The organism is Collimonas silvisoli, from assembly GCF_018305005.1.
Classification (GTDB): domain Bacteria; phylum Pseudomonadota; class Gammaproteobacteria; order Burkholderiales; family Burkholderiaceae_D; genus Collimonas; species Collimonas silvisoli.
Genome location: NZ_JAGQEG010000032.1, coordinates 1 through 16,150 on the forward strand (window position 1 = coordinate 1; position 16,150 = coordinate 16,150).

The following is a 16,150-nucleotide window of genomic DNA, read 5'->3' on the forward strand; positions in this document are numbered from 1 at the left end:
CTACCTGCTCGACAACGCTCAATTTAAAAGCCAGGCTGTAATCACGTTGGCTGCGCCGCATCTCTTGCTCCATTTGACACTCCTTCTCTTCATCGAAAAAGTGTCAACCTAATTCAGGACGGGTCACGGGATAAAAAAAAGCCCGCGCTGCACAAGCAACGCGGGCCGTTTTTCGCAGTTCCGATTTACCAGGCTGGAATCACCGCGCTCTTGAACTGAGTCACGACATATTGTTTGACTTCCGGGCTATGGTAAGCCTTGACCAGTTTGGCCACCCAAGGCTTGTCTTTATCGGCGCTACGCACCGCAATGACGTTGGCGTAAGGACCCTTCGCCGCTTCGATGGCGATGCCGTCCTTGGTAGGATCCAGGCCGGCCGATTCCGCATAGTTGCCGTTGATCGCGGCCGCATCCAGATCGTCCAGCGAGCGCGGCAATTGGGCGGCGTCGATTTCGACGATCTTCAGTTTCTTCGGATTGTCGGCGATATCCAGAGGCGTCGCTTTCAGGCCGGCGTCTGGTTTCAATTTCAATACGCCTTGCGCCTGCAACAACAGCAAGGCACGGCCGCCGTTGGTCGGATCGTTAGGGATGCCGACGCGCGCGCCGTTTTTCAGATCCTTGAGGGATTTGATTTTCTTCGAATACACGCCCATAGGGAAGGTGATGGTGTAGCCGACATTCACCAGCTTGTAGCCGCGATCCTTGATTTGCGCTTCCAGATAAGGCAGATGCTGATAGCTGTTGGCATCCAGGTCGCCGGCTGCCAGCGCTGCATTGGGCTGCACATAGTCGCTGAATTCGACGATCTGGATATTCAAGCCATCCTTGGCCGCGATTTTTTTGACGACTTCCAGAATCTGCGCATGCGGACCGCCGGTGGCGCCGATCTTGATCGGCTTGTCCTGCGCGAAGGTAGCGCTGACGGGAGCTGCACTCAGGCCTGCGAGCAGACTCAGGCCAGTAAAGAATTGGACTAATTGACGACGATTCATTTTCTTCCTTTCAAAAATCATGGCGAACCCTGCGCGGCAAGCGTGGGATGGGCTCAAAAAAACAGCGAAAAATCAGCGATGACTGAGGCGGCGCACCAGGATATCGCCCAGAGTCTGCACCAGTTGCACGAACACGATCAGGATCACCACCACCAGCAGCATTACCTCCGGCAAGAAGCGTTGATAACCGTAGCGTATCCCCAGATCGCCCAGGCCGCCGCCGCCGATGGCGCCTGCCATCGCCGAGTAACCGACCAGGCTGACGAAGGTAATCGTCAGGCCGGCGACGATGCCGGCAAATGCTTCCGGCACCAGCACCTTGTAGACGATTTGCCAGGTCGTGGCGCCCATCGCCTGCGCTGCTTCGATCAAGCCGCGGTCGACTTCGCGCAGCGCGGTTTCCACCAGGCGAGCGATGAAAGGCGCGGAGGCGATCGTCAAAGGCACAATCGCTGCCGCGGTGCCGATCGAGGTGCCGACGAAAAAGCGCGTGAATGGAATCACCGCCACCAGCAGGATGATGAACGGGGTAGAGCGCACGGCGTTGACGATCAGTCCGGCGATGCGGTTGAAAGCCGGCTGCGGCAAGACGCCCTCGCGGCCGGTCAGATGCAAGGCTATGCCCAGCGGCACGCCGAGCAGGGCGCCGAGAATGCCGGAGATGCCGACCATCATCAAGGTTTCGCCGAATGACGATAAAAACAGATCGAGCATTTCAGATGACATGATTCAATTCCTCTACGGTGACGCCTTGCGCGCTCAGGTAAGCCATGGCGGCGCTGATGTTTTCGCTAGTGCCATTCGCCAGAATCGCCAGCGAACCAAATGCCTGTCCTTGTATTTCGTCGATCTGGCCGTGCAGGATATTGAAATCCAGATCGAATTTGCGCACCGCTTCCGACAGCAAAGGCTGATCAACCCCGGAACCGGTAAACGCAAAACGGAACAGATGATCGGTGCCACTGCCGGCGTCGCTTTGCGCCAGTCGCGCGCGCAGGCGCTGCAATACGCCTTGCGGCAATTCCTGGGCAATTACATCGCCGATCAAGGCGCGCGTGACTTCATGTTTGGGCGAACGGAACAGCTCAAGCACTTCGCCTTGTTCAATCACCTCGCCGCGTTCCATCACCGCCATGCGGTCGCAAATCATCTTGATGACTTCCATCTGATGGGTAATCAAGACAATCGTCAGGCCCAGCTCGCGATTGATCTTGCGCAGCAGTTCCAGGATCGAGCGGGTGGTTTCCGGATCGAGCGCTGAGGTGGCTTCGTCGGACAGCAATACTTTCGGCTCGTTGGCCAGCGCCCGGGCGATGCCGACGCGTTGCTTCTGGCCGCCGCTGATTTGCGCCGGATAACTATCCTTGAGGGCAGTCAGCCCAACCAGTTCCAATAGCGGCGTGACCTTTTTATCGATATCGCTTTTGGACAGACCGGCCAATTCCAGCGGCAGCGCGATATTGTCATACACGGAGCGCGACGACAGCAAATTGAAATGCTGGAAAATCATGCCGATTTCACGCCGCGCGCTGCGCAGCTGGTCGGGGTTCAACGCGGTCAGGTCTTTGCCGTCAACGATGATATTGCCGGAAGTAGGGCGGTTCAGCAAATTGAGGCAACGCACCAGGGTGCTTTTGCCGGCGCCGCTGCGGCCGATGATGCCGAAGATCTCGCCCTTGCGTATGCTCAGATTAACGTCACGGACCGCATCGACCGGGCCGCGCGCGCCATTGAAGCGCTGGGTGACTGCTTTGATTTCTATCATCTCAGAATGAAAAAAGGCAGCTGATTGCATAAACATCAACAATCTCGCCGCCGTTATGTATTTTAATAACTGTTAATTTTATAAGCGTTTGTTAAGCATGGGAAGGAACATTTAGGCATGGCGTTATTACTGTCAGGTATATACATCCGCAGTTAAATTGGGGGCGGAGTTAATCGGGGTCAGAGTAATTCGCCGCGCTGCGGCGGCTCATAAACTCTATCCCCTGTTGACTCTTGACTGCGCAATGAAAAAAGCCTGCGATAGAAAACTATCGCAGGCTTTTTCAAAGCGTAACAACCGATGCCTATTAGCAGGGGCCGAATATGCAGGCCCCGCCAAAATTACATCATGCCGTCCATACCGCCCATGCCACCCATACCGCCCATGCCGCCTGGCATGCCGCCAGCCGACTTGTCTTCCGGCAGTTCAGCAACCATTGCATCGGTAGTCAGGATCAGGCCGGCAACCGACGCGGCATTTTGCAATGCCATACGGGTAACCTTGGCTGGATCCAGAACGCCCAGTTCAACCAGGTCGCCGTAGGTGCCGTTGGCAGCGTTGTAACCGTAGTTGCCTTTGCCAGCCAATACTGCGTTGATCACAACCGATGGCTCGTCGCCAGCGTTGAATACGATTTGACGCAGTGGCTCTTCGATCGCGCGCAGCACGATCTTGATACCGGCTTCCTGATCGGCGTTGTCGCCCTTCAGGTCTTTGACTGCAGCACGTGCGCGCAGGTAGGCAACGCCGCCGCCAGGAACCACGCCTTCTTCAACCGCAGCGCGAGTAGCGTGCAGAGCATCTTCAACGCGTGCTTTCTTTTCTTTCATTTCAACTTCGGTAGCTGCACCGACTTTGATCAGAGCAACGCCGCCGGCCAGCTTGGCAACGCGTTCTTGCAGTTTTTCACGGTCGTAATCCGAAGTAGCTTCTTCGATTTGCGCACGGATTTGCTTGACGCGAGCTTCGATGGTGATGGCTTCGCCGGCACCGTCGATGATGGTAGTGTTTTCCTTGCTGATTTCGATACGCTTGGCTTGGCCCAGTTCTGCCAGGGTAGCTTTTTCCAGTGTCAGACCGACTTCTTCAGCGATCACTTGGCCGCCGGTCAGGATAGCGATGTCTTCCAGCATGGCTTTACGACGGTCGCCAAAGCCAGGAGCCTTGACAGCTGCAGTCTTCAGGATGCCGCGGATGTTGTTGACCACCAGAGTAGCCAGCGCTTCGCCTTCGACATCTTCTGCGATGATCAGCAGAGGACGGCCCGACTTGGCAACTTGTTCCAGGATCGGCAGCAGATCGCGGATGTTCGATACTTTTTTGTCGAACAGCAGGATGAACGGATTTTCCAGAGCAACAACCTGTTTTTCCTGGTTGTTGATGAAGTATGGCGACAGGTAGCCACGGTCGAATTGCATACCTTCGACGATGTCCAGTTCGTTTTCCAACGACTTGCCATCTTCAACCGTGATCACGCCTTCTTTGCCGACTTTGTCCATTGCCTTGGCAATGATTTCACCGATGTCGGTGTCGGAGTTAGCCGAAATCGAACCAACTTGTGCGATTTCCTTGCTGGTTGTGGTTGGCTTCGACAGAGTCTTGATTTCTGCAACGACGGCGATGACAGCTTTGTCGATACCGCGCTTCAGATCTGTAGGGTTGAAACCGGCTGCAACGTACTTGAAGCCTTCGCGAACGATGGCTTGTGCCAGCACGGTAGCGGTAGTAGTACCGTCACCAGCGTTGTCGGAAGTCTTGGAAGCGACTTCTTTCACGAGCTGCGCGCCCATGTTTTCCAGCTTGTCTTTCAGTTCGATTTCTTTAGCAACCGAAACACCGTCCTTGGTCACGGTTGGCGCGCCGAAGCTACGCTCCAGAACCACGTTACGGCCCTTAGGACCCAGAGTTACCTTAACTGCGTTAGCCAGAATGTTGACGCCGTTGACGATCTTGGCGCGTGCTTCATCGCCGAAAATTACTTGCTTTGCTGCCATGTTTGATTCTCCTGAACAGGTTTGAATTCGATTGTGTAGTTAGTGACCTGATGTGAAGCGCTGGGCGCCGATCAATCAGATAATCCCGGTTTAACCGGAATTACTTGCCTTCAACTACGGCAAACAGGTCTTCTTCGCGCATAACCAGCAGTTCCTGACCGTCGATCTTGACGGCTTGGCCGGAGTATTTGCCGAACAAAACGCGATCGCCAACCTTGACTGCCAGCGGACGGACTTTGCCGTCGTCCAGAATCTTGCCGTTACCGACGGCCAGAACTTCACCTTGATCCGGCTTTTCGGCGGCAGCTTCTGGCAGAACGATACCGGATGCGGTTTTAGTTTCCTGGTCGAGACGCTTGACGATGACGCGATCGTGCAAAGGACGAAGATTCATATGTGACTCCTTAAGATTCAACAGGTTATTTGTATTTGCAGCAACATCGCAGCAAAGTGAACTGACCGCTCTGCTTTGCTATATAGATGCGCCGCACAGTGACTAGGTCGAGGAGATTGTTAGCACTCTCTCCTAACGAGTGCTAAGTATAGGGATGCTCTGTTGATTTTTCAAGCCCACATTCTTGTAGACATCGGCTTTTTCCTTCCATAAGCTATCGTACTTGTCACGAAGGCAATGCTTGAGGCAAAGTGAGCTCCTTTATATTTCCATCAACAAACCGTCGGAATCTTGTTTTACCGTATGTATTGACGCTGGAGCACGGATGTTTCTACGTGGGGGCAGTCGTTCGAGTATGTTAAGCGAATCGACAAGTGTCTCATCGGAATAAAGTCCTGAATGGCAACTGAGTGAAAACAAGGACTTAGAATTCCTGAACCCGTCATTGAAAACTGAAAAATCTTGAACCAGGAGATGCATTGCGCCTCAGCAAACCATCGCAATCAACGCTCGCTGAGCTCAAACTCCGGGTACCACCATAAGGCGTCCCTATGTTGCGTAAGACATATCAAACAGAAATCTACTGGAAAAAATACCAAAGATTCTTTCCACCCCACGCGCGGGTCACATCCGAAAATGCGCCAGATGAGGAGTGGTTTGAATGGCGTGGTGCGTCAATTCACATAGACCGTTATCCATGTCACGAAGCGCCACTCACGATCATCGTCGTGCATGGCGGTGGTGGCTATGGACGACTCTTCGCGCCAGTTGGGCTCCTGCTCCGAAAGGCAGGTTATGAAGTGGTTGCGCCTGATCTTCCTGGCTACGGCTTGAGCAAGAATGACTCATCGATGGTCAGATATGACGCATGGATTCGAGTGCTGAGCGATCTTGTTGCCAGTGAATACAAGCGAAATGGGCGTCGCATTGTTCTGTGCGGCGGCAGCCTTGGCGGTTATCTTGCTTATTTAAGCGCGGCACAGCTGGGTTCAGGATCGATCGCAGGAGTCATTGCAACCACATTAGTGGATCCCCGGTTGCGACTCGCTAAAAAACAGTTCGCCAAGAATGGCGCGGTATTACATGGGCTGATGCCTTTGATGCCATTGTTTGCGAAGTTGATAGGCAATCTCAAGTTCCCTATTAAATGGTTCACAAAAATGGGAGCAATGTCTAACAATCCGGAGCTGTCCCAGCTAGTCGCCGAAGATCCGTTCGGCGGTGGCGTGCGGGTTCCCGTGAGCTTCATGCAATCAATTTTCTCCGTCAGACCGGCCATTGAGCCGGAAAATTTCGATATTTGTCCGGTGCTGCTTGCGCACCCAGCGGCAGATCGTTGGACAAGCATTGAATCTAGCCGGCCCTTTTTTGACCGCATCAAGGGTGACAAGACGCTAGTTTTACTTGAGAAGTGTGGCCACTTTCCGGTTGAAGAACCCGGTATTTCACAGCTCGAACATGCGGCAATAGCGTTCCTGGCCAGAATTGCGGACAACTCCGGCGCCCAACAAAAAACGGCGACTCGAAAGTAACCGCTGGTTGCCAAGCCGAGGCAGCTGGCACAGGCGCTTCATTCAAGTTTTTATTCCCAAGTAACAACAAGCACTTCGCCGATAAGGGAGACCACCCGCGGCCGGTTCAACAACAATGGCGTCTTCATCAAAGTGAAATGACGTCCAAAGCGATTGATTCAGCTGTCAATTAGTAGGAGCGCAGGGGGCCGCTTCAATTATTGAATGGGCAGCACGGCATGCGTTGTCGCCTCACGCGGTTTTGCATGAGGCGCCAAAGACATCAATGCTGTTAGTTAATTAGCGCGTTATTTCTTTAAGGTAGGTGGTGCGCGCAGAAAATGCGGTTGGCGTGAAATCTGTAAATACGCCATCAACACCGGCTCGGTAAAAGGCCAAGTACTCTGCCGTTGGGTCTCCTTTGTAGACTCCGGCCAAGTATTTCGCTTCGTTGCGGAAGGTGAAGATATGGACGAACAAACCGGCCTTATGGGCATCGCTAATCAAGCTGGTTGGCTTGATGGTGTCGACCTCAGCTAAGCTAGCTTTTGACGACGAATCTCGGGCCGGAGCGGCGGTGAGCGACATTGCCTGCGGCTTCCACGGACCGATGCCGTCGGCGTAGGTTTTGACCTCGGCCAATCCTGCCGGTGTAAGCATCGCTCCAAAGGAGCGTGGGTCGCCCGCTACGGTCCAGCTATATGGACGGCCACTGACGAAAGTGTTGGGTTTGTCGGTGATGAAAATGGTTTCGCCGGTCTTGAAATTCATGCCGTTTCCATCGACCAACTGAACTGCTTTGGATTTCAGACCGATGGAGCGCAGGTATTTCAAGCTGGCTGGATCAAAGCTTTGTACGAAGACCGGGGCGTCTTTGCGATTGAGATCGTTGTCTTTGAGGGCTTTGAGGAAAGCCTCCTCAAAGGGATGGCCGCCTGGTGCGCCGCAACCATTGGCAATGGCTTGGGCATTGTTCCAGATCGGATTTTTGCTTTCTGGATAGGTCGTAATGAGGCGGCCTGTAGCTGCGCTTTTCGCTTTTGCAATGTCGATCACTTCCTGAAAACTCAAAATCGGCAACTTGCCGTTCAGGTCGGTTGGGCGCTGGTCGCGGGCATCATAGGTGGTGCCGCCTATCCATTGCCTAAGTTCGGCCATCGTGAAATCGCTGATTGACCAGTCGTTGGTATGATCCTCGCCATCAACGACTAACGATTTCAATACTGATTTTGGATCGTTGGGATTGGTCAAATCGCTCAGATACTGAGTCGGGCCATTTTCCGGTACGGCTGGATATTTCACATTAATCAATACGCCTGGGACGGTACGTTTGCGGGCCGCTACAGCGGCGTTCGTCTTTGCCACTTCAGCAACGTTTGTGTTGTCGCTCAGCCATGGGTTGTGTCGTGCGACCAACACGCAGTCTTTTGTCATGTGCAGATCCAATTCAAGCGAATCTGCTCCAGCATCTGCCGCGTTCTCGTAAGAAGCTCGAGTCTCTTCAGGATACAAACCTGGTAACCCACGATGGCCGATGACTAGGGGACGTGCGCCGTCAAGTGTTTTGAAAGAGCCGGACGCTGCTGTGCCTGCAGTAGATACATCTCCATTTGTACTGCTGCAAGCAGTTACGAGTAGGCTATATCCAATAACGATGGAACGGACCAAGGATTTGGTGATGAAGGGCGAACCCAGGCGGATGTACATGAGTAGTCTTTCGTAGATAAGAGGAGATGCATCTCCGGAAATATTAGCCTGAACACATGACAAAGTAATGACGATACAAGGAAGAGGGCATTGATTTCCATCTGTATTGCCGGACGCTATTTCATGTATGTTATCGACGCCCGGCGCCAGCTCCTCGAGTATCGCCCCGCAGATACGGGGCAGCTGCCGTTCCGGAAACAAAGTGGTGGCGGCTGGCTTTTCCCACATCTGCCGGTGCCCGCAAATCGCCGGCGTCGCCAATCCAATCAGCGGCAATACAGCGGCAATATTTTCCCGGCTTCCAGCAAGAATTCTTCGGTCTTCATAATCGGTTAACGATAATGCAAAGAAATCGGGCATCATGCACGGCTCTGGCTGGGGCCGTCTCAGATGCTGTCTACTGCATTTTCAGCGGGCTGTTACATGCATAATCTAGTCGAGCAAAAGTGGTATGGCACTTACTAAACAGGGCCGAAGCAGCTATTATTGCTGCGCAGAAATTTGATTGAATGCCAATAGTAGACTCGAAAGTGATATTTTGATAATCTTTTCAAAGATATTTCTTGCTGCCCGGCCTGCATGCATTCCGTCCCGTGTTTTAGTCGATTGATCCCCACGATTCTGCAGATTGTCGCAATCGCATACTCAGCAGCAATTTTCCTCTTTACAGTGTCGGCACACACTGTACATTGGAGAGTTCAGCAAATCATCAGAGACAACGCTGAACCCGGTAAAACAGCATAAACAACAAAAAATCCCGCATTTGGGAGCCCCTCAAAAAATCATGTAAGGGAAAAGGATGCGTTTATACAAGATGCTCGGCAGCGTACCCCTGCTGTCCGTGATCGCCGGTTGTGTCGTTGGGCCTACCTATCAGGTACCCTCGCCAGCCACATCATCACAAGCGGTACTGCCGCAATTCCAAGCCAGTCTGCCTAAACCGGCAGCAGCCGCCGACGGCGTGACCGATTTGACGCGCTGGTGGTCGCAATTCGACGATCCTCTGGTGAGCGAGTTGATTGCCACGGCTCAGGCCAACAATCCTAGTATGGCCCAGGCTCTGGCGCGTATTGCGCAAGCCCGTGCGACGGCGGTTTCATCCGGCAGTGCGCTATATCCTGCGCTGGCAGCCAATGCCAGCAGCATACGCAGCCGCGCGCTCTCCGGCAGTACCGGCGACCTTGCCCTGATCACCACCAGCAACAGCGCGACCTTTGACGCCAGTTGGGAGCTTGATCTGTTCGGCGGCAAACGCAAAGCCGCCGACGCCGCCAATGCGCGTGTATTCGCCCGTAACGCGGATTGGTATGGCGCCCGGGTATCGCTGGCGGCCGAAGTCGGCAGCACCTTGGTGAACTACCGGGCCTGCGTGGCGATCACGGCGATGCTGGAGCAAGACTTGACCTCGCGCGAACAGACCTCGCAGCTGACGGCGCTCAAGGTCAAGGCTGGCTTCACTGCGCCCGCCGACGGCGCGCTGATTAACGGATCGACCGCCGACGCCCGGCAAAAGCTGATCGTGCAGCGCGCCGAATGCGATCTGGATATCAAGGCGCTGGTGGCGTTGACCGACATTCCTGAGCCAAGTTTGCGCACCAAGCTCGCACTCAATCAACACTTGCCGCAACCGCGCGACATCGCCGTCGAGAGCGTGCCGGCGCATGCTTTGTCGCAACGGCCCGATATCGCCGCGGCCGAGCGGGAACTCGCCGCGGCCAGCGCCGAGATCAATGTCGCCCAGGCGGATCGGTATCCGAGCATTTCGCTGTTAGGCAGCATTGGTGTCGCCGGCTTGCGTTTCGACGGCCAGCGCACACGTTCCAATACCTGGTCGTTCGGTCCTTCGCTCAACTTGCCCTTGTTTGATGCAGGCCGCCGCAAGGCTCAGGTCGACCTCGCTCAAGCGCGTTATGACGAGGCTTACGCCGGCTACCAATTGCAAGTCCGGACCGCCGCACGGGAAATCGAGGAAGCATTGGTAAGGCTGGATGCAGCGGCGCGGCGTGAAGACGATGCGGCGCTGGCGGCGCGGGAATATGAACGCTACTTCCACGCCAACGACGACAAATTCAAAGCCGGCAGCGGCAGCTTGTTTGAACTGGAGGATGCGCGCCGTACTTTCCTGGCGGCGCAGCAAACTCAAATCAGCGTACAACGCGAACACGTAACCGCCTGGATCGCACTATACAAAGCCCTGGGCGGCGGCTGGCGTAATGACAAGGAGCAGGCGGCAATATCAGCCACACCTGCGACAGCGCCAAACACCGATCGGTCTTAACAATATCCGTAAAGAATACCGTCATGAAAAAGCCATCTCTCAAGCAAGCAGCAATCGTCGCGGTCATCGTTGTGATCGGCAGCGGCGCATTCTGGGCGACCACCAGCAATCACGCCAAATCCGGCGGCGATAAAGATAAGGAGCCGGCCAAGCCGAAGGCGTCGCTCACCGTCACCACTACCAAAGCGCAAAGCGTCGACTGGCCGCTGTCTCTGTCCGCCAACGGCAGCATCGCCGCCTGGCAAGAAGCCGTGGTCGGCAGCGAACTGGGCGGCTTGTTGCTGGCGGAAGTGAATGTCAATGTCGGCGACGTCGTCAAGCGCGGCCAGGTCCTGGCGCGGTTTACCAATGAAAGCGTGGCGGCCCAGGTGGCTCAGCAAAAAGCTGCGGTGGAAGAGGCGCGCGCTGCTTTGTCAGAGGCCGACGCGAATGCCGAACGAGCGCGGACTTTGGTCAACAGCGGCGCCTTGAGCGGCCAGCAAACCACCCAATATGAGGTGGCCGAGCGCAGCGCCAAAGCACGTCTGCTGTCAGCGCAGGCAAGCCTGGAAATGCAGCAGATCCGGCTGCGCCAGACGCAGGTGATTGCGCCCGATGATGGTGTCATTTCCTCGCGTACGGCGACGGTCGGTGCGGTGGCGGCCCAGGGCCAAGAGCTATTCAAGCTGATTCGCCAGAATCGTCTCGAATGGCGCGCGGAAGTCAATGCTAGCGATTTGTTGCAGATCAAGGTCGGACAGGCAGTGAAATTGCGTGTTACCAACGGCGTGCTGGTGGACGGCAAGGTGCGCATGATTGCGCCCACGGTAGATCCGGTTACCCGCAATGCCTTGGTGTATGTCGATTTGCCCGTGCCAGGCAGCGCCCACGCCGGCATGTTCGGCACCGGCCAGTTCCAGCTGGGCCACGCCGAAGCGCTCACCTTGCCGCAAAGCGCGGTGGTGATGCGCGATGGCTTTAGCTATGTCTATCAACTGGGCAAGGACGATAAGGTCATACAAACCAAAGTGGCCTTGGGGCGTCGCGTCGGTGAACGGATTGAAGTGCTCGACGGTGTCAACGGCGCCAACAGCATCACGCCGACGATGACGCTGGTAGAAAAGGGCGCAGGATTCCTGGCCGATGGCGACACCGTGCGGGTGGCGAATCCGGCAGAGAACAAGCCGGCCGCTGCCCATGCTGACCATCCTGCGCCACTGGCCATGAAGTAAGCGAGGACCGCCATGAATTTTTCCGCTCTCTCGATCAAACATCCGGTTCCGGCCATTTTGCTGTTCATCATGCTCACCATCATGGGGCTGATGAGTTTCAAAAGCATGATTGTGCAGGACCAGCCAGATATCGAATTTCCCTTCATTTCGGTCACCGCCAGCTTGCCGGGCGCGTCGCCGTCGCAGCTGGAAACAGAGGTTGCGCGCAAGATTGAAAATTCGGTGGCTACCGTCACCGATATCCGTCATATCTACACCACCATCAACGATGGCGTAGTGTTTACCCAGATCGAATTTCGCCTGGAAAAAGACATCGCCGAAGCGATGAACGATGTCCGCGACGCAGTCAACCGGGTTCGCAGCGACATGCCTTCCGATCTCCGCGATCCGGTTTACGGCAAGGCCAGCACCTCCGGCCAGCCGATCATCACCTACACCGTAAAATCCGATCAGCTGGATGAAGAGGCCTTGTCCTGGTTCGTCGATAACGACGTTGCCAAATCCTTGCTGTCGGTGTCCGGCGTCGGCAAGATATCCAGAGTAGGCGGCGTCAACCGCGAGGTATTGGTCGAACTAGATCCGGAACGCATGGCGGCGTTGAATGTATCTGCGGCGCAGATCTCGCGCCAGCTGCAGCGCGTGCAACAGGAGGCGCCGGGCGGCAAAGCCGATATCAGCGGCGCCCGGCAATCGGTACGTACTATCGGCACGGTTGGCAATGTGGCGGAGATCGCCGCCTTGCAGATGGCTTTGCCGGACGGCCACATTATCCGGCTGGACCAGGTCGCCAAGGTAAGCGACAGTATCGGTGAGCGCACTGCGATCACGCTCTTCGACGGCAAGCCGGTGGTCGGATTCGAAATCACGCGCAGCAAAGGCGCCAGCGAAATCACGGTAGCCCAAGCGGTCAAGAAAGCGATCGCCGCGTTGAACGAGAAAGCCTCGCACGTCAAGATCGAAGAAGCTTTCAATAACGTTGATGCGGTCCAGGAAAACTACGACGGCTCCATGTCGCTGTTATATGAGGGCGCGATCCTGGCGGTGCTGGTAGTCTGGTTTTTCCTGCGCGACTGGCGCGCAACGCTGGTTGCAGCGGCTGCGCTGCCCTTGTCCATCATCCCGACCTTCATGGTGATGAATTTCCTCGGCTTTACCCTCAACGGCGTGACCTTGCTGTCGCTGGCGCTGGTCATCGGGATCCTGGTTGACGATGCGATTGTTGAAATCGAAAACATCGTGCGCCACTTGCGCATGGGGAAAACCCCGTATCAAGCAGCGATGGAGGCGGCCGATGAAATCGGCCTGGCGGTGGTGGCGACTACGTTCACACTGGTCGCGGTGTTCTTGCCAACCGCATTCATGAGCGGCATCGTCGGCAAATACTTCAAGCAATTCGGCTGGACCGCCGCCATTGCGGTTACCACCTCGCTGGTCGTGGCGCGCCTGTTGACGCCGATGATGGCTGCCTATCTGCTGAAGCCTATCGTGCATCAGAAAAAGGAAAGCCGTCTGATGGCGAAATACATGGTGATTGCATCCTGGTGCATGCGTCATCGGGTCAAGACCATGGTCATGGCGGGCGTATTTTTTATCGCATCCCTGGCCATGATCCCGTTCCTGCCGACTGGCTTCATCCCGGCTAGCGACAGAGGGCAAACGCAAGTCACGCTGGAACTGCCGCCTGGCAGCATCCTGGCGGAAACCCGCGCTAGCGCAGAGCAAGCGCGCCGGCTGTTGATGACCAATAAAGACGTATCCCAGGTATACAGCGCGATCGGCGGCGACGATGCACGGCGCGCCACCCTGACCGTACTGCTCAAAGAACCGCCGGCACGCAAGAAAAAGCAGAGCGAGGTCGACATAGAGTTGCGCAAGCTGCTGCAGCAGCTGCCCGGCTTACGGTATACCGTTGGCGCTGCCGGTAGCGGCGAAGAGCTGCAGCTGCTGCTCTCCGGCGATGATCCGCAGGCGCTGAGCGCAGTGACGCAAGCGGTGGAACGTGAAATCCGCACTATCCCGGATCTCGGCAACATCACTTCCAGCATCAGCCTGGTGCGGCCGGAGATCATCGTCACGCCTAACTTTGCCAAAGCCGCCGATCTCGGCGTCACCGCTTCAGCGATTGGCGAGACGCTGCGCATAGCGACTTCGGGCGATTACGATCAATCGGTCGCCAAGCTGAATCTGCCGGAACGCCAGGTGCCGATCCGTGTGCGTTTGCCGGAAACCGCGCGGCACGATATGAGCGTGCTGGAGCGTCTGGCGGTGCAAGGCAAGAGCGGCAACGTGCCGCTAAGCTCGGTGGCCGACATCCGTTTCGACAGCGGGCCGGCGCGTATCGACCGCATCGATCGTAACCGCCGCGTCATCATCCACGTCGAACTGAACGGCCATGAACTAGGCGAAGTGATGACCAAGGTCAATGCATTGCCGAGTCTGAATAACCTGCCGCCTAACGTCAAGCGCGGTGAGTTGGGCGATGCCGAAATCATGAAGGAATTGTTTTCCGGTTTCGCTCTGGCGATGCTGACTGGCGTGCTGTGCGTCTACATGGTGCTGGTGCTGCTGTTCAAGGGATTCCTGCAACCGGTGACGATTCTGGCCGCATTGCCTTTGTCCATCGGCGGCGCATTTGCGGCGTTGTTGATCACGCACAATTCGTTCTCCATGCCATCCCTCATCGGCTTGCTGATGTTGATGGGTATCGCCGTCAAGAATTCGATTCTGCTGGTCGAGTACGCCATCGTCGCCAGACGCGATCACGGCATGAGCCGCTTCGACGCCTTGATGGATGCTTGCCACAAGCGCGCCCAGCCGATCGTCATGACCACCATCGCGATGGGCGCCGGCATGTTGCCTATCGCCTTGGGATTGGGAGCAGACTCCAGTTTCCGCGGCCCGATGGCGATCGCGGTCATCGGCGGTCTGGTGACATCGACCTTCCTGAGCTTGCTGGTGATACCTGTGGTGTCTACCTATGTTGACGACTTGCTGGTATGGGCCGGGCGCAAGTTGCGGCGCAAACACGGTGAGACGACTCTCACCGTAGCGGGCGGCAAACTGCATGCGGCTGAGAAGTAGTTGGCAATCAGTGCAGCTGTTGCTGCACATCTCCTGAAAGAAGAATAAAGCGCCTGCCGGGCGCTTTATTCTTTTGTATTCATCATTCCAAACTTTCATTCGCTTGATCGGCAGTCATGGTTGCAGCCAGTTCGGTAAAGGCCCGCGACGCCGCGCTCTGGTAGCTATCCTTGCGCCGCAACAGCGCGACGGACAATTTCAGCGATGGCGTTAATGGTGTGGGTTTCGATGATTATTTTTGGAGAAATCAACGATGTGCAGGGTGATGCCCGGATAACGGCATCATCAGCGCCATCAACTTCAAGCTGGATCTGAAACGGGTGGAAGATCCGGAGGGCGGCTCGCGTGCGGTGATTACCCTGGACGGGAAATTCATGCCTAACAAACCGTTCTGACGCGATAGCGTTTACCGTGTGCGTTCTGCTAAAGCTAAACGAAAACACACGGGAGTCCGCAGTTGCAATATGCTATCGACTAAAAAACGGCGAGCTTGCTTCACTGCAAGCTCGCCGCTTATCGATATCGGATTCAACTAAGGACAAGCATGCATATACGCCGCCTGATTTTTCATACACACCCGCGCCTGGTGATTGCATTGCTGGTCGGTCTCGTGGTCTGGGCCGTCCTGCCGCAAGGATCGGCCATTACACGGGGGCTGATAGGCTGGAACGCCGGAGTCTGGACGTATCTGGCGACGCTCTGGTGGATGATGACCCGGGCCACCTCGAACCAGGTAAAAAGGCGCGCTGCCGTGGAAGATGAAAACGACACCGTGATATTGGTCCTCATTTGCATCGCCGCCGTTTCCAGCATCGGAGCGGTGGTGTTCGGGCTGACGCAAGCCAAGAATTTCTTACCGGGACCGAAAGAGCTGCGGTATTTGTTTACCGGGATGACAGTGCTGGGTTCCTGGTTTTTGGTGGGCACCATCTTTGCGCTGCACTACGCGCGCCTGTTTTACGCCTGCCATGCAGACAAACTGCCGCTGCGGTTTCCGGACGATGAAAAAAATCCCGACTACTGGGATTTTCTCTATTTTTCTTTCACGATGGCAGTCGCGGTACAGACCTCCGATATAAGCATCATGACCCAGCCCATGCGCAAGATCGTGTTGATGCAATCGGTGCTGACGTTTCTGTTCAATTCGGCCATCCTGGGTTTGTCGATCAATATCGCCGCGGGTTTGGTCGGATAATCTGGCCGGATAAATTTCG

General features: G+C 55.7%; 11 protein-coding genes and 1 pseudogene. 6 read left to right on the forward strand and 6 right to left on the reverse strand.

All coding sequences use genetic code 11. The features are described 5' to 3' along the window. Positions 1 to 185: 185 nt before the first annotated feature. The 5 genes from KHU33_RS10795 to groES form a co-directional block, all read right to left on the reverse strand. Entirely contained in the window at positions 186 to 995 is an 810-nt protein-coding gene (locus KHU33_RS10795) for a MetQ/NlpA family ABC transporter substrate-binding protein (protein ID WP_211462857.1), read from the reverse strand. Between the two features lie 72 nt (positions 996 to 1,067). After that, positions 1,068 to 1,721: a methionine ABC transporter permease gene (locus KHU33_RS10800; protein WP_211462858.1), complete on the reverse strand. Its 654-nt coding sequence runs from the start codon at positions 1,719 to 1,721 to the stop codon at positions 1,068 to 1,070. Next, on the reverse strand, positions 1,711 to 2,760 hold the full coding sequence (locus tag KHU33_RS10805; protein WP_211462859.1) for a methionine ABC transporter ATP-binding protein: 1,050 nt from the start codon (positions 2,758 to 2,760) through the stop codon (positions 1,711 to 1,713). The genes KHU33_RS10800 and KHU33_RS10805 overlap by 11 nt, the downstream gene beginning before the upstream one ends. Before the next feature lie 341 nt (positions 2,761 to 3,101). Next, on the reverse strand, positions 3,102 to 4,754 hold the full coding sequence (gene groL / locus KHU33_RS10810) for a chaperonin GroEL (protein ID WP_211462860.1): 1,653 nt from the start codon (positions 4,752 to 4,754) through the stop codon (positions 3,102 to 3,104). Positions 4,755 to 4,854: 100 nt separating this feature from the next. Further along, positions 4,855 to 5,148 (reverse strand): co-chaperone GroES, encoded by a 294-nt coding sequence (groES, locus tag KHU33_RS10815; RefSeq protein WP_211462861.1) that lies wholly within the window; start codon positions 5,146 to 5,148, stop codon positions 4,855 to 4,857. A 551-nt stretch (positions 5,149 to 5,699) separates the two neighbouring features. Here groES and KHU33_RS10820 point away from each other — a divergent pair. Beyond that, entirely contained in the window at positions 5,700 to 6,680 is a 981-nt protein-coding gene (locus KHU33_RS10820; protein ID WP_211462862.1) for an alpha/beta hydrolase, read from the forward strand. Between the two features lie 279 nt (positions 6,681 to 6,959). Here the strand turns inward: KHU33_RS10820 and KHU33_RS10825 are convergent, their stop codons facing one another. Next, on the reverse strand, positions 6,960 to 8,366 hold the full coding sequence (locus tag KHU33_RS10825) for a glycerophosphodiester phosphodiesterase family protein (RefSeq protein ID WP_211462903.1): 1,407 nt from the start codon (positions 8,364 to 8,366) through the stop codon (positions 6,960 to 6,962). Positions 8,367 to 9,165: 799 nt separating this feature from the next. Here KHU33_RS10825 and KHU33_RS10830 point away from each other — a divergent pair. The 5 genes and pseudogenes from KHU33_RS10830 to KHU33_RS10850 all read left to right on the forward strand — a co-directional run bounded on the left by KHU33_RS10830 (position 9,166) and on the right by KHU33_RS10850 (position 16,131). Beyond that, entirely contained in the window at positions 9,166 to 10,644 is a 1,479-nt protein-coding gene (locus KHU33_RS10830; protein WP_211462863.1) for an efflux transporter outer membrane subunit, read from the forward strand. A gap of 23 nt (positions 10,645 to 10,667) precedes the next feature. Further along, complete coding sequence (locus tag KHU33_RS10835) at positions 10,668 to 11,855, forward strand: efflux RND transporter periplasmic adaptor subunit (RefSeq protein ID WP_211462864.1); 1,188 nt, start codon at positions 10,668 to 10,670, stop codon at positions 11,853 to 11,855. A 12-nt stretch (positions 11,856 to 11,867) separates the two neighbouring features. Next, positions 11,868 to 14,936, forward strand: a complete 3,069-nt coding sequence (locus tag KHU33_RS10840; protein ID WP_211462865.1) for an efflux RND transporter permease subunit — start codon at positions 11,868 to 11,870, stop codon at positions 14,934 to 14,936. Positions 14,937 to 15,211: 275 nt separating this feature from the next. Further along, a pseudogene (locus KHU33_RS10845) lies at positions 15,212 to 15,331 on the forward strand (cyanase); the annotation flags it as partial. A gap of 149 nt (positions 15,332 to 15,480) precedes the next feature. Next, positions 15,481 to 16,131 (forward strand): DUF1345 domain-containing protein, encoded by a 651-nt coding sequence (locus KHU33_RS10850; RefSeq protein ID WP_211462866.1) that lies wholly within the window; start codon positions 15,481 to 15,483, stop codon positions 16,129 to 16,131. Positions 16,132 to 16,150: the final 19 nt, after the last annotated feature.

What these genes read in the sequence shown, in the direction of transcription:
- groES (WP_211462861.1), bottom strand. Translation starts at nt 5,148, where the DNA reads ATGAATCTTCGTCCTTTGCACGATCGCGTCATCGTCAAGCGTCTCGAC.
- KHU33_RS10850 (WP_211462866.1), top strand. Translation starts at nt 15,481, where the DNA reads ATGCATATACGCCGCCTGATTTTTCATACACACCCGCGCCTGGTGATT.
- KHU33_RS10830 (WP_211462863.1), top strand. Translation starts at nt 9,166, where the DNA reads ATGCGTTTATACAAGATGCTCGGCAGCGTACCCCTGCTGTCCGTGATC.
- KHU33_RS10820 (WP_211462862.1), top strand. Translation starts at nt 5,700, where the DNA reads ATGTTGCGTAAGACATATCAAACAGAAATCTACTGGAAAAAATACCAA.
- KHU33_RS10825 (WP_211462903.1), bottom strand. Translation starts at nt 8,366, where the DNA reads ATGTACATCCGCCTGGGTTCGCCCTTCATCACCAAATCCTTGGTCCGT.
- groL (WP_211462860.1), bottom strand. Translation starts at nt 4,754, where the DNA reads ATGGCAGCAAAGCAAGTAATTTTCGGCGATGAAGCACGCGCCAAGATC.
- KHU33_RS10835 (WP_211462864.1), top strand. Translation starts at nt 10,668, where the DNA reads ATGAAAAAGCCATCTCTCAAGCAAGCAGCAATCGTCGCGGTCATCGTT.
- KHU33_RS10795 (WP_211462857.1), bottom strand. Translation starts at nt 995, where the DNA reads ATGAATCGTCGTCAATTAGTCCAATTCTTTACTGGCCTGAGTCTGCTC.
- KHU33_RS10805 (WP_211462859.1), bottom strand. Translation starts at nt 2,760, where the DNA reads ATGATAGAAATCAAAGCAGTCACCCAGCGCTTCAATGGCGCGCGCGGC.
- KHU33_RS10800 (WP_211462858.1), bottom strand. Translation starts at nt 1,721, where the DNA reads ATGTCATCTGAAATGCTCGATCTGTTTTTATCGTCATTCGGCGAAACC.
- KHU33_RS10840 (WP_211462865.1), top strand. Translation starts at nt 11,868, where the DNA reads ATGAATTTTTCCGCTCTCTCGATCAAACATCCGGTTCCGGCCATTTTG.